Origin of the sequence: Cellulosimicrobium sp. ES-005 (assembly GCF_040448685.1) — a bacterium.
Lineage (GTDB): Bacteria > Actinomycetota > Actinomycetes > Actinomycetales > Cellulomonadaceae > Cellulosimicrobium > Cellulosimicrobium cellulans_G.
Genome location: NZ_CP159290.1, coordinates 4,056,793 through 4,069,412 on the forward strand (window position 1 = coordinate 4,056,793; position 12,620 = coordinate 4,069,412).

At 74.1% G+C, this 12,620-nt stretch carries 10 protein-coding genes; 6 read left to right on the forward strand and 4 right to left on the reverse strand.

Translation table 11 applies throughout. The features are described from left to right. The first annotated feature begins 184 nt into the window (after window positions 1-184). From ABRQ22_RS18100 to ABRQ22_RS18110, 3 genes are all read left to right on the forward strand, one after another. Entirely contained in the window at window positions 185-2,431 is a 2,247-nt protein-coding gene (locus ABRQ22_RS18100; protein WP_353707736.1) for a beta-L-arabinofuranosidase domain-containing protein, read from the forward strand. An 89-nt stretch (window positions 2,432-2,520) separates the two neighbouring features. Next, complete coding sequence (locus tag ABRQ22_RS18105) at window positions 2,521-4,446, forward strand: Ig-like domain-containing protein (protein WP_353707737.1); 1,926 nt, start codon at window positions 2,521-2,523, stop codon at window positions 4,444-4,446. 385 nt (window positions 4,447-4,831) lie between these two features. Beyond that, window positions 4,832-5,467 carry a hypothetical protein gene (locus tag ABRQ22_RS18110; protein WP_353707738.1) on the forward strand — a complete coding sequence of 212 codons (636 nt, stop codon included), beginning with the start codon at window positions 4,832-4,834 and terminating at the stop codon, window positions 5,465-5,467. Window positions 5,468-5,479: 12 nt separating this feature from the next. Here the strand turns inward: ABRQ22_RS18110 and ABRQ22_RS18115 are convergent, their stop codons facing one another. Beyond that, complete coding sequence (locus tag ABRQ22_RS18115) at window positions 5,480-6,793, reverse strand: MFS transporter (RefSeq protein WP_353707739.1); 1,314 nt, start codon at window positions 6,791-6,793, stop codon at window positions 5,480-5,482. 76 nt (window positions 6,794-6,869) lie between these two features. Between ABRQ22_RS18115 and ABRQ22_RS18120 the strand changes: the two genes are divergently transcribed. Beyond that, window positions 6,870-7,445, forward strand: coding sequence for a winged helix-turn-helix domain-containing protein (locus ABRQ22_RS18120; RefSeq protein WP_253055042.1), 576 nt, complete (start codon window positions 6,870-6,872; stop codon window positions 7,443-7,445). Window positions 7,446-7,503: 58 nt separating this feature from the next. Here the strand turns inward: ABRQ22_RS18120 and ABRQ22_RS18125 are convergent, their stop codons facing one another. Together ABRQ22_RS18125 and ABRQ22_RS18130 are read right to left on the reverse strand one after the other, a co-directional pair. Further along, on the reverse strand, window positions 7,504-8,208 hold the full coding sequence (locus tag ABRQ22_RS18125; RefSeq protein WP_253055131.1) for a TrkA family potassium uptake protein: 705 nt from the start codon (window positions 8,206-8,208) through the stop codon (window positions 7,504-7,506). Between the two features lie 163 nt (window positions 8,209-8,371). Further along, a complete protein-coding gene (locus ABRQ22_RS18130; RefSeq protein ID WP_253055043.1) occupies window positions 8,372-9,748 on the reverse strand; it encodes a potassium transporter TrkG in 1,377 nt (458 codons plus the stop codon). A 166-nt stretch (window positions 9,749-9,914) separates the two neighbouring features. Here ABRQ22_RS18130 and ABRQ22_RS18135 point away from each other — a divergent pair, with 166 nt between their 5' ends. Both ABRQ22_RS18135 and ABRQ22_RS18140 read left to right on the forward strand, forming a co-directional pair. Further along, complete coding sequence (locus tag ABRQ22_RS18135) at window positions 9,915-11,156, forward strand: acetoin utilization protein AcuC (protein WP_353707740.1); 1,242 nt, start codon at window positions 9,915-9,917, stop codon at window positions 11,154-11,156. Between the two features lie 221 nt (window positions 11,157-11,377). Continuing rightward, the gene (locus ABRQ22_RS18140; RefSeq protein WP_003792170.1) at window positions 11,378-11,476 is read left to right on the forward strand and encodes an AURKAIP1/COX24 domain-containing protein; all 99 of its coding nucleotides are present in this window, start codon (window positions 11,378-11,380) and stop codon (window positions 11,474-11,476) included. A gap of 220 nt (window positions 11,477-11,696) precedes the next feature. Here the strand turns inward: ABRQ22_RS18140 and ABRQ22_RS18145 are convergent, their stop codons facing one another. After that, window positions 11,697-12,578 carry an HAD-IB family hydrolase gene (locus tag ABRQ22_RS18145; protein ID WP_353707741.1) on the reverse strand — a complete coding sequence of 294 codons (882 nt, stop codon included), beginning with the start codon at window positions 12,576-12,578 and terminating at the stop codon, window positions 11,697-11,699. Window positions 12,579-12,620: the final 42 nt, after the last annotated feature.

Sequence of the window (12,620 nt, forward strand, 5' to 3'; positions counted from 1 at the left end):
AGAGGCGAGGTACCGCGAGGAGAGGTGTGGTCACGACCACGCCTCTCCCTCGACGGACCAGAGCCCTCCCTCGGCGACGCGGCGGCCGGGCGGAAACCAGCACGAGCGTCGGACGCGGGGCTTCCCTCCTTGCCGCCGACGACGCTTCCACCACTCGACGACGAGTGAGAAGGAGCGACAGCTCATGCACGTGCACGACTCCAGCTATTCGCGGCGGGCCGTCCTGCGGCTCGGGGCGCTGGCCGCCGGGGCGACCGGCGCCGTCGCGCTCGCGGGCGGCGGCAGCGCCCTCGCCGCGCCGCCGGTCCCGGCACTGACGGTCCCGAGCGGACCGCCCGTCAGCCGGGCCTTCCTGCGGTCCCTCGACCGCTCGGTGACCCACGGCTGGGCCGCCGAGCCGTTCCCGATGTCCGACGTGACGCTCGCCCCGAGCGTCGCGACGCGCTCGCAGGACCAGATCCTGCACCTCGCGCGCGAGTACCCCGTGGACCGCGTCCTCGCGGTGTTCCGGCGCAACGCCGGGCTCGACACCCAGGGCGCGTCCGCGCCCGGCGGCTGGGAGGGCTTCGGCCACGCCAACGAGCAGCCGTGGGGACCCGACGACTACCCGGGCCGGGCGAACACCCAGACCGCGAACCTCCTGCGCGGCCACTACGGCGGGCACTTCCTGTCCATGGTGTCGCTCGCGTACGCGAGCACGGGCGAGACGGTGTTCCGCGACAAGGTGGACCAGATCGTCGAGGGCCTGGCGGAGGTCCAGACGGCGCTCGCGGCCATGGGGCGGTTCAGCCACCCCGGGTTCCTCGCGGCCTACGGCGAGTGGCAGTTCAGCCAGCTCGAGAAGTACGCGCCGTACGGCGAGATCTGGGCGCCGTACTACACGTGCCACAAGATCATGGCCGGTCTGCTCGAGGCCTACCGCCTCGCGGGGAACGACCAGGCGCTGGCGCTCGCGTCGTCCATGGCGGCGTGGGTGCACAGCCGCCTGTCGGTGCTGCCGCAGGCGCAGCTCGACCGGATGTGGGGCATCTACATCGCGGGCGAGTACGGCGGCATGAACGAGGTGCTCGCCGACATCGCGTCGATCACGGGCGACGACACGTACGTCGCCACGGCCAAGCTGTTCGACCTCAACACGCTCGTCGACGCGAGCGCCGCGGGCACGGACACGCTCAACGGCAAGCACGCGAACCAGCACATCCCGCAGTTCCCCGGCTACCTCAAGGTCTACGACCTCACGGGCGAGGAGCGGTACCTCAAGGCGGTCGAGGGCTTCTGGGGCATGGTCGTGCCCGGGCGCACGTACGCGCACGGCGGGCACGGCGAGGGCGAGCTGTTCGGACCGCCGAACACCGTCGCGGGCGACATCGGCGCGCGCAACGCAGAGACCTGCGGCACGTACAACATGCTCAAGCTCTCGCGCCTGCTGTACTTCCACTCGCTCGACCCGAAGTACATGGAGTACTACGAGCGCGGGCTGCTCAACCACATCGTCGGCTCGAAGAAGAACACGCAGTCCACGACGAGCCCCGACGTGACGTACATGTACGGCGTCAACCCGGGCACGCGGCGCGAGTACGGCAACACCGGCACGTGCTGCGGCGGGACCGGGCTCGAGAACCACGTCAAGTACCGCGACTCGGTGTACTTCCGGTCCGTCGACGGCGAGGTGCTGTACGTCAACCTCTACCTCGCCTCGACCCTGACGTGGGAGGAGAAGGGCTTCGAGGTCGTCCAGGAGACGCAGTACCCGAAGGTCGGCGCGACCCGCCTCACGGTGAACGGCTCCGGGCCGCTCGACCTGCGCCTGCGCGTGCCCGGCTGGGTGCGCAAGGGCTTCACGGTGACGGTCAACGGCGTGGAGCAGGAGCTCGACGCCGTGCCGGGGACGTACGTGAGCGTGTCGCGCTCGTGGTCGCCCGGCGACGTCGTCGAGGTGACGATGCCGCTGAGCATCCGCGCCGTGCCGACGATCGACAACCCCGCGATCCAGAGCATCGAGAACGGGCCGACCGTCCTGCTCGCGCGCAGCGCGTCGCGCGAGTACCTCAAGCTGTCGCTCTACGCCCACATGGGCCTCGACGGCACGCTCGAGGGCGCGTTCACCGATCTCGGGAACGGGTACTTCCGCCTCGGGGACCTCACGTTCGAGCCCGCGTGGTCGGGCGACGACACGCAGTACCACATGTACGTCGAGCGCTCCGAGCCCCGCGTGGTCTTCGCAGGGCTCGACAGCGGCGTCGCCAACGCCGCGCGGCCGAACGGGACGACGTTCCTCGACGTCGTGTGGGGCGACGGCGGCTTCGCCGACCGCGCCGCGTTCCTCCAGAAGGTCCAGCGCACGGTCGAGCAGTTCACCGCGGACGGCCTCCTGAGCCGCCGCGACGGTCAGAAGGTCCTGGTCACGGCGGGGAAGGCGAGGCTGGCATGAGCGCGCGCACCGACTCATCGCGGGGCGCGGGCTCGGCCGTGCTCATCCCACTCGGGCACGAGCCGGGGACACCCCGGGCCCGACGGCGCGTGGTCGCCACCGCGACCGTCCTCGCCCTCGCCCTCACGGGTGCGGGCGTCGGGGCGTGGGCCGCGACCTCGGGCACCGGGGACGAGGTCCTGGCGGCGGCCGACGAGGCGCCGTCGAACGTGGCGCTGCTCGGCACGCCCGAGGCGAGCTACACCGCGTCGTGGAACAAGGTCGAGGCCGTGAACGACGGCGCGGGCGTGAGCACCGGGGGAGCGCACGACGCGACCTGGGCGACGTGGAGCGGCGACCGACCCGCGACGCAGTGGCTCGAGTACTCGTGGCCCGCGCCGGTCACCGTGGACCGTTCCGTCGTCCGGTTCTGGTCCGACGGCACGGACGCGAACGGCGACAACGTGCGGGTCCCGGCGTCGTGGACGCTCCAGTACTGGGACGCGGACGCCGGCGCGTTCGTCGACGTCCCGAACCCGAGCGGCTACCCGACCGAGCGGCTCACGACCAACGAGACGACCTTCGACGCGGTGACGACGACGCGCCTGCGCGCGACGTTCGACGCGCTGCGGGGGACCACGGCGACGACGTACTCGGCCGTCGGGGTGTCCGAGTGGGAGGTCTGGGGCACGGGCGGCGTCGAGGAGCCGGAGCCGGTCGACCCGAACGGGCCGATCGACTACTCGCCCGTCCACATCCCCACGGACGTCGGCGTTCTGCCCGACCTCCCGGCCGAGATCGACGCGATCTTCACCGACGGTCGCGTCGAGACGGTCTCCGTGGACTGGGACGACGTGACGGCCGACGACGTCGCCGTCGCGGGGGCGTTCGAGGTCACCGGGACGTCGGACGCGCTCGTCGAGCCGGTGAGCGGCACGGTGCACGTGCGCGACGGCGCGCCGGGGGACGTCACCGCGGTGGACAACGTGAGCGTCGTGACGCTCGCGGGCACCGCCCCGGCGCTCCCGGCCACCGTCACGGCCGAGTACGAGGACGCGTCCAAGGACAGCCGCATCCCGGTGACCTGGGGCGCCGTGGACCCGGCCGACTACGCCGAGCCCGACGGCCTGTTCTTCGTCGCCGGGGACGTCGGGGGCACGGACGTGCCGGCCGAGGCCGTCGTGTTCGTCGTCGCGCCGGACACCGGCGAGGACACGACGCCGCCGACCGTCACCGTCACGGCGCAGCCCGGCCCGGCGACGTCGGGCTGGTACGTCCAGCACCCGACCGTCACGGTCGTGGCGTCCGACAACCGCGACCCGGCCCCGGCGGTCGAGGTCTCGGTCGACGGCGGCGCGTGGGCTCCCTACGACGGCCCGTTCGCGGTCGACGAGGACGGCGTGCGCACGGTCGAGGCGCGCGCGACCGACGCGGCGGGGAACGTCGGCACGGGTTCGCGCGAGCTCCGCGTGGACACGGTCGCGCCGGTGACGGTCGCGACGCTGCGCGAGGTCGGCAGCAGCGTCGAGATCACGCTCGCGGCCACGGACGCGGGATCGGGCGTCGACAAGGTGCAGTGGGAGGGCCCCGGCACGTTCTGGGGCACGTACACCGAGCCGTTCACGCGCGCGCTCACCGACGAGCCGCAGGTGATCGAGTTCGCCGCGACCGACGCGGCGGGCAACGAGGAGACGCGCCAGCAGGTCGTGCTGCCCGCGCTGGGCGGCGAGCCGGGGCTGGACCTCGCGGTCGAGGTGTCGCCCCGGTGCCTCGCCGGCACGGCGTACGTCGCCGTGCGCGTCACGAACGGCGAGGACGTCCCGGTGTCGGTGACGCTCTCGACGCCGTACGGCGAGAAGGCGTTCGCCGACGTGGCGCCCGGCAAGAACGCCTACCAGTCGTTCGCGACGCGCGCGACGTCGGCCCCGGCCGGCACCGCGACCGTCACCGGGACCGCCACGGTCGACGGCCCCGACGGACCCCAGGAGGTGACCGCCACGGTGGACGCGCCGTTCGCCGCGCTCGACTGCGGCTGACGCCGAGGTAGAGCCCCGGTACCGCGGGGTAGAGGCGTGGTCGTGACCACGCCTCTACCTCGCCACGGTGGGTGACCACAGACCCCCGGGTGGTGTGCCGGCACCGTCCGGGTCCGGCTCGGCCCCCGTCGCTCCTCGGAGCGGCGGGGGCCGAGCTTCGTGCTGCCGAGCTTCGTGCTGCCGAGCTTCGTGCTGCCGAGCTTCGTGCTGCCGAGCTTCGTGCTGCCGGGCGGCGGCTGGCCGGCGGCGAGCGGGTGAACAACCTGGACAGATGTTCAGTTCAGGCGTCCAAGATGGCAAGATGATCGCGGCTGGACGCTCGTCCAGCCGGGTTCGGGGGGACCCAGCGGCGCCCACCCCGGGCCGGACGAAGAGGTTCATCGCAGTGACGACCACCCGCAGGCTGCTCGCCGCCCTCGTGATCGCCGGCTCCCTCGTCGTCCCCGCCGGCGCCGCCTCGGCCGCCGCGCTCACCACGACCGTCCCCGACCCGGCAGACGGCGTGCGCGTGAGCGTCGAGATCACCGAGCGGGAGGTCCCCGCGGCGCCGCGCGTCGTCGTCGTGGGCGAGGGCCCGTTCGTCGTCGGCGGCGAGCTCGTGGTGCGCGGCACCGGCCTCGCGCCGCACACCACCTACGAGGTCTGGCTCGAGACCGAGCCCGTGCTCCTCGGCACGGTCACGACCGACGCCGACGGCGCGTTCGAGCTCGTGACGACGATCCCCGCCGGGACGGCACCGGGCGAGCACCACGTCCGCCTCTCCGCACCCGGTGACGGTGCCGACGTCCTGTCCGAGCCGTTCGTCGTCCTCGCCGCGCCGGGCGAGCCCCAGGAGCCCGGCGGCACGCCGTCCACGGGCACGGGCGTCACGACCGGCGGCGGGACGTCCGCCTCCCCGCGCCCGGGCGGCCTCGCCACGACCGGCACGGGGCTCGTCGGGGCCGCCGTGCTCGCGGGGCTGGCCGTCGCGGCCGGTGCCGCGCTGCGCCGTCGGGCGCACCAGGGCCGGTCCGCCGCCTGACCGGGGCGAGCCTCAGTCCTCGGGGGCCGCGTCCGCGACCTGCTCGCCCTCGTGGCGCCCGCGGTCGTCGCGCTCGTCGGCGGCGCGCTCCGCGGCGTCCATCGTGCGGTCGTCGACGACGAGCATGCCGAGCAGCGTCGCGGCCGACACCGCCGCCATGACCACGAACACGCTCCGCAGCCCGAAGAGCTCGCCGAGCGCGCCGCCGACCGCCGCCCCCAGCGGCATCGTCCCCCATGCCACGAGCCGGTAGCACGAGTTGAGGCGACCGAGGAGCGCGTCGGGCGTGATCCGCTGCCGGAGCGAGACGGTGACGACGTTCCACACGGCGATCCCCGCCCCGCCGACGGCGTAGACGGCGCCGATGACCCACGCGTCGGTCGTCACCGCGGGGACGCCCACGAGCGCGACGGTGCTGAGCACGGTCAGCGCCAGGGAGCGCGCCCGGCCGACGAGCGCGACGACGCGCTCCGCGACGAAGGACCCGGCGAACGCGCCGACGGCGGTCGTCGTGAGCAGCACGCCGTACGCGGGCTCGGACAGCCCCAGGGGCGAGTCGGGGCCGACGGCGTAGAGCACGAAGATCGCGAACGCGGCGTTGCTCGCGAAGTTGATGCCACCGACCATCAGGGCGAGCGTGCGCAGGATCCGGTCGTGCCACAGGAAGCGCAGGCCCTCGGCGATGTCGGCCCGCAGCGTCGTGCGGGTCGTGCGCTCGGGGCGGTAGGAGCCGGGCAGCCCGACGAGCAGCCCGACGGCGATCGCCCACAGCGCGCCCGGGAGGCCGAACGCCACCGCCGCGCCCGCCGCGACGAGCAGCCCGCCCAGCGGCGGCCCGACGAACTGGTTCGCGGTGAGCTCCGCCGCGTACAGGCGCCCGTTCGCCCGGGGGAGCGCGGTGCGCGGGACGACCTGCGGCAGGATCGACTGCGCGGCGGTGTCGTAGAGCGTCTCCGTGACGCCCACGCCGAACGCGACGACGTAGAGCACGGCGATGCTGCCGGCGTCGGGCACGAGCGCGACGGCGGCGAGCGCGACGACGAGCAGCGCGCGCCCCACGTTGGCGCCGATCATCGCGTGGCGCCGGTCGAGCCGGTCGGCGAGCGCGCCGGCGGGGAGCGCGAAGAGGAGCCAGGGCAGCGTGAGCGCGAACGTCAGCCCGGCGACCAGTGCGGGCGAGTCGGTGTAGCGGACCGCGACGAGCGGCAGCGCGACCTTGAGCACGCCGTCGGCGAGGTTGGAGACCGTCGACGCGGTCCAGAGGCGCCGGAACGGCCCGCCCAGGGGCGTGCCGACCGTCCGTCGTCGGCGGGGTGCGAGGGCCATGGCGTCAGCATGGCACAGTGATCGAGAAATCCCAATCGATCGGTGGATCTCGATCGATCGACGTACGATGGGTGCCATGAGCGCCGAGCCCACGCCGCAGGAGCCAGCAGCGACGACGCGTGCGACGCCGCCCGCTGTGCCCGGACGGCGTCCGCCCACGGCGCTCGAGGCCAAGGCCCTCGCCCACCCCCTGCGCCAGCGCATCGTCCGGCAGTGCGGCACGCGCGAGATGACCAACAAGGAGCTCGCCGACCACCTCGGGGTCGCCCCCGGCACGGCCCTCCACCACGTCCGGCTCCTCGTCCGCGCCGGACTGCTCGAGCCCGCCGACGTGCGCACCGGCGCCGGGGGAGCGCTCGAACGCCCCTACCGCGCGACCGGCGCGACCTGGTGGCTCGACGACCCCCTGCGCGGCACGGCGCCCGACGTCCGGTTCGGACCGTTCGCCGCCGCGCTCGACGACGCCCTCGCCGCGGGTCCCGACGCTGTCTCGACGGCCGCGACCTTCGGCCTCCACCTCTCCGACGACGACGTCGCCGAGCTCGACCGGCGCATCCTCGCCGTCCTCGACGAGTACGTCGCGACCGACGACCAGCGCCTCGACCGCCCCCTGCACCGCGGGGTGTTCCTCCTGCACCGCCCGCAGCCCTGACCTGGCGCGGACGCGACCGCGCGGGCCGCGGCCCGACCCGACCCGGCGCCGCGGGGGCTCAGGGGCGGGCGGCGAAGCGCTCCAGGAGGTCGGCGTGGCCGGAGACGATGAGGAGGTCGTTGGCGCTGATGCGGGTCTCGGGGGTCGCGTAGAGGAAGTCCTCGCCGGGAGACTTCACGCCGATGACCGTGACGCCGTAGCGCTCGCGGACCTTGGACTGCGCGAGCGTGAAGCCCTGGACCTCCTTGGGCGGGCGCATCTTGACGATCGTGAACCCGTCCTCGACCTCGATGTAGTCGAGCAGCTTGCCGGAGACCAGGTGCGCGACGCGGGACCCGGCGTCGGCCTCGGGGAACACGACGTGGTGCGCGCCGATGCGCTGGAGGATGCGCCCGTGCTCGGCGGAGATCGCCTTGGCCCAGATCTGGGGCGTGCCCATGTCGACGAGGTTGCCCGTGATGAGCACGCTCGCCTCGAGCGACGTGCCCACGCCGACGACCGCGACGGGGAAGTCGCGCGCGCCGAGCTGCTCGAGGGCGACGGGGTTGGACGCGTCGGCCTCGACGAGGGGGAGCTGCCCGCTCCACTGGGCGACGAGCTCGGGGTCGCGCTCGACGGCGAGCACGTCCTGGCCGAGGCGGTCGAGCGTGGCGGCGATGGCCGTCCCGAAGCGTCCGAGACCGATGACGAGCACGCCGGCGTCCTTGCGCGGCGCCTTCGCCTCGTCGCGGCGGGAGCGCTCGGCGCGCCCGCGCTCGACGATGCGCCGGGCGACGGGGTCCGCCGGCAGGGCGTCCTTCCCGGTCGTCGGCCCGGCGCTCGGGTCGGCGCCGCGGGAGAAGGGGTCGGTCACGGTGGGGCCTCTCGTGTGGTCGGGGTGGGTCGGTGGCGGTGCCCGACGGCGTACGCCGCGGCGGGCGGTCCGCTCACCCGATGATGGGGCGCTCCTCGGGGTAGCGCACGATGCGGCGACGGTCGCGCAGCGCGAGCGCGGCGGCGAACGTCATGGTGCCGGTGCGCCCGACGAACATGAGCCCGACGAGCACGTACTTGCCCGCATCCGGGAGGCTGGGCGTGATGCCGGTGCTGAGGCCGACCGTCGCGAACGCGGAGATCGTCTCGAAGAGGATGACGTCGAGCGTCTCGCCCGTGATCTCCAGCAGGAGCAGGCTCGCCAGCAGGACCGCGGTCGCACCGACGAAGGACACGGCGACGGCGAGCCGCAGGGTGTCGCGGGGGATGCGGCGCCCGAAGGCCTCCATGTCCCGGTCGCCGCGCGCCTCGGACACGATCGCGATGAGCATGACGGCGAGCGTCGTGACCTTGATGCCGCCCGCGGTCGACGCGGAGCCGCCGCCCACGAACATGAGGGCGTCGGTGATGAGCCAGCTCGCCTCGTGCATTCCGCCGGTGTCGACGGTGGAGAAGCCGCCCGAGCGGGGCATGACGCCCGCGAACAGCGAGGCGAGGAGCTTCTCCCCGAACGCGAGCGGGCCGAGCGTGCGTTGGTTCGTCCACTCGACGGCCGCGAACAGGACCGTGCCGACCACGACGAGGGCCGCGCTCGTCGTGAGCGTGAGCTTGGTGTGCAGGCTCCACTTCGACACGCGCTTGCGGTTGCGCATGACGTTGAGGATCACGGGGAAGCCGAGGGAGCCGATGAACACGCCGAGGATGATCGGCAGGCACAGCATCCAGTCGCCGACGTACGGCGCGAGGCCCTGCTCGGTCGGGATGAACCCGGCGTTGTTGAAGGCCGAGATGCCGTAGAAGATGCCGTGCCACGCGGCCTCGCCGAACGTCTCCTCGAGCACGATGAACCGGGGCAGCAGGAGCAGCGCGATGAGGAGCTCGAGCGACGTCGAGGTGATGACGACGACCCGCACGAGCGAGCCGACCTCGCCGAGCCGCGTCGTCTTCGTCTCGGACGCGGTGAGGAGCTTCTGCGTGAGGCCGATGCGCCGCGACACGGCCATGCCGAGGATCGACGCGAGCGTCATGACGCCGAGGCCGCCGATCTTGATGCCGAGCAGGATGACGACCTGCCCGTACGTCGACCAGTACGTGCCCGTCGGGACGACGACCAGACCCGTGACGCACACCGCGGACGTCGCGGTGAACAGGGCGTCGACGAACGGGGCAGCGCGACCGCTCGCGGTCGCCCAGGGGGCCATGAGGAGCGCGGTGAAGACCGCGATGACGGCGGCGAACACGGTGACGGCGAGGCGTGCGGGCGACTGCCGGGCGAGGCGGTCGACGATCTCCCGCCCCTTGAACAGGCGCCCGGTCATGCTCGTCGGCATGGAGCCTCCCTCACCACTCGCGTCACTCTGCCACGGGCCTGGTGACCCGTCATGTCGCCGCTCCGGCGCCGGGACATCATGCCGCGTCCGGCCCCCGTGCGCCGCACCGCGGTCCGGTGACCGGTCCGTCGGGGCGGGGGCGCGGCGCCGGGCGTTACCGTGAGCCATGCCCACGACCGACCCCCCGTCGTCGCCCGCCTCCGCCCGGGGGAGCGCCGCGGCGCCCGGATCCTGCGTCGTGTGGAGCCCCGAGCTCCTCGGGTACGACTTCGGTCCCGGGCACCCCATGTCCCCGGCCCGGCTCGACCTGACGATGGGCCTGGTGCGCGCGCTGGGCCTGCTCGACGGCGACGGTGCGCCTCAGGGTGCGCCCCGCGTCGTCGGGCCGGAGCCCGCGAGCGACGACGTCCTCGGCCTCGTGCACGAGCCGGCGTACGTCGCGGCCGTGCGCGCGGCGTCGGAGCACGGGACCCCCGACCCGGCCCGCGGTCTCGGTACCGAGGACGACCCGGTCTTCCCGGGGATGCACGAGGCCGCGGCCCGGATCGTGGCGGGCTCCTACGAGGCGGCGGGGGAGATCGCCGCGGGGCGCGCCGGGCACGCGGTGAACGTCGCGGGGGGCATGCACCACGCGAAGGCGGGCGCGGCGTCGGGCTTCTGCGTCTACAACGACGCGGCCGTCGCGATCCGGCGCCTCCTGGACGACGGCGTCGCGCGCGTCGCGTACGTCGACCTCGACGCCCACCACGGCGACGGCGTGGAGGAGGCGTTCTGGGACGACCCGCGCGTCCTCACCGTGTCCGTCCACCAGAGCGGCACGACGCTCTTCCCGGGTACCGGGCACCCGACCGACGTCGGTGGCGCGGGCGCCGAGGGCACGGCGGTCAACGTCGGGCTGCCCCGCCGCACGGACGGCGCGCGCTGGCTGCGGGCGGTCGACGCCGTCGTGCCGCCGGTGCTGCGGGCGTTCCGGCCCGAGGTCCTCGTCACCCAGCACGGGTGCGACGCGCACGGCGAGGACCCGCTCTCCGACCTCGACGTCTCCGTCGACGCCCAGCGCACGGCGCTCGCCCAGGTGCACGACCTCGCGCACGAGCTCACCGGCGGACGCTGGCTCGCGCTCGGCGGCGGCGGGTACGCGATCGCGCGCGTCGTGCCGCTCGTGTGGACGGCGGTCGTGGGGGAGGTCGTGCACCGGCCGGTGACGGCGGGCGAGCCGCTGCCCGAGGAGTGGCGCGCCCGCGTCGCCGAGGTCGCCGGGTTCGACGCCCCGCTCGCCTTCGGCCCGCCCGTCGACGTGCGCCGCTGGAGCAGCGGCTACGACCCCGACGACGACGTCGACCGCGCCGTCGCGGCCACGCGCCGCGCCGTCTTCCCGCTGCTCGGCCTCGACCCGCACTTCGACTGAGGCGGTCGTCCCCCGGGATGCCCGGGGCGTCGTGCGGGTCCGCGCGCCGGGCGGCGTACCGGGGCACGAGCGCGAGCGGGTAGTCTAGGGGGCGGATTTCTCTCGTGTTGGTCGGCTCGCGGCGCCCTCGTGGTCGCCGGGCGCCCCGATCAACCGTGGACCACACGCGGCCGGTCGACCGGTCGCCGACCGACACGCCGCTCGAGCATTGCGAGGACCGTATGGGCTCCGTCATCAAGAAGCGCCGCAAGCGCATGGCCAAGAAGAAGCACCGCAAGCTGCTTCGCAAGACGCGTCACCAGCGTCGCAACAAGAAGTGACGTCGCGCGCGTCCTGACGCGCCGACCCGCCGTCGAGCCCGGCCCCTCCCGAGGGACCGGGCTCGACGCGTCTCCGACGATCACGCGAGGTGGAGCCCTGGCCTACCAGGCCTCTACCTCGCGGGACCAGGGGTCTTCCTCGGCGGGCCAGGGGTCTTCCTCGCGGGACCGGGGTTCTCTCTCGCGGGGGCGAGGGCGCCGGCTCGGGGGAGCGGGGTGGTCAGAGGCGCGAGATGCGGCGGTCGACGGCGCGGCGGACGGAGCGCAGGACGAGGGCGGCGGCCCAGGCGGCGCCGGCCCAGCTCGCGGTGCGGACGCTGCTGCGGGCGACGCGACGGCGTCGGCCGCGGAACTCGCGGATGGGCCAGCCGACGTCCTGCGCGTGGCGGCGCAGGCGGGCGTCGGGGTTGATGGGGCACGGGTGCCCCACGGCCTCCATCATCGTCACGTCGTTGAGCGAGTCGCCGTAGGCGTAGGACGCGTCGAGGTCGATGTCCTCGCGCTCGGCGAGCGCCCGCACCCCGGCGGCCTTGGCGCGGCCGTGCATCATGTCGCCCACGAGGCGGCCGGTGTAGAAGCCGTCCTCGTGCTCGGCGACGGTGCCGAGGGCGCCGGTCGTGCCGAGGCGGCGCGCGATGAGCTCGCCGATCTCGACGGGGGTCGCGGAGACGAGCCACACCTGGTGGCCGGCGGCGAGGTGCTCGTCGAGCAGGCGGCGCGTGCCGGGGTAGATGCGCAGCGAGAGGACGGTGTCGTAGACCTCCTCGCCGATCGCGGTGACCTCGGCGACGGAGCGACCCGCGATGAGGGCGAGCGCGCGGGACCGGATGCGGTCGATCTGCTGCTTGTTCTCGCCGAACAGGAGGTAGCGCGCCTGGTGCACGGCGAAGCGCACGATGTCGAGCGTCGAGAAGAACTCCCGCTGGTACAGCGCGCGGGCGAGGTGGAACGACGACGCGCCACGGATGATCGTGTTGTCCACGTCGAAGAAGGCGGCGGTGCGGTGCGCGGGTGCGGGGGGCGTGCGGCCGGCGTCGAGCGCGGCCTCGGAGGCGGTCGACCCGGGGGTCGGGACGGGGCCCGGACCGGAAGACGTCGCCATGTCCCCACTCTAGGCGGTCCCGCGCTCGGCCCGGGGCCGCGT

Coding starts and splice junctions, on each gene's coding strand:
- ABRQ22_RS18100 (WP_353707736.1), top strand. CDS start 185: ATGCACGTGCACGACTCCAGCTATTCGCGGCGGGCCGTCCTGCGGCTC.
- ABRQ22_RS18115 (WP_353707739.1), bottom strand. CDS start 6,793: ATGGCCCTCGCACCCCGCCGACGACGGACGGTCGGCACGCCCCTGGGC.
- ABRQ22_RS18120 (WP_253055042.1), top strand. CDS start 6,870: ATGAGCGCCGAGCCCACGCCGCAGGAGCCAGCAGCGACGACGCGTGCG.
- ABRQ22_RS18130 (WP_253055043.1), bottom strand. CDS start 9,748: ATGCCGACGAGCATGACCGGGCGCCTGTTCAAGGGGCGGGAGATCGTC.
- ABRQ22_RS18135 (WP_353707740.1), top strand. CDS start 9,915: ATGCCCACGACCGACCCCCCGTCGTCGCCCGCCTCCGCCCGGGGGAGC.
- ABRQ22_RS18140 (WP_003792170.1), top strand. CDS start 11,378: ATGGGCTCCGTCATCAAGAAGCGCCGCAAGCGCATGGCCAAGAAGAAG.
- ABRQ22_RS18145 (WP_353707741.1), bottom strand. CDS start 12,578: ATGGCGACGTCTTCCGGTCCGGGCCCCGTCCCGACCCCCGGGTCGACC.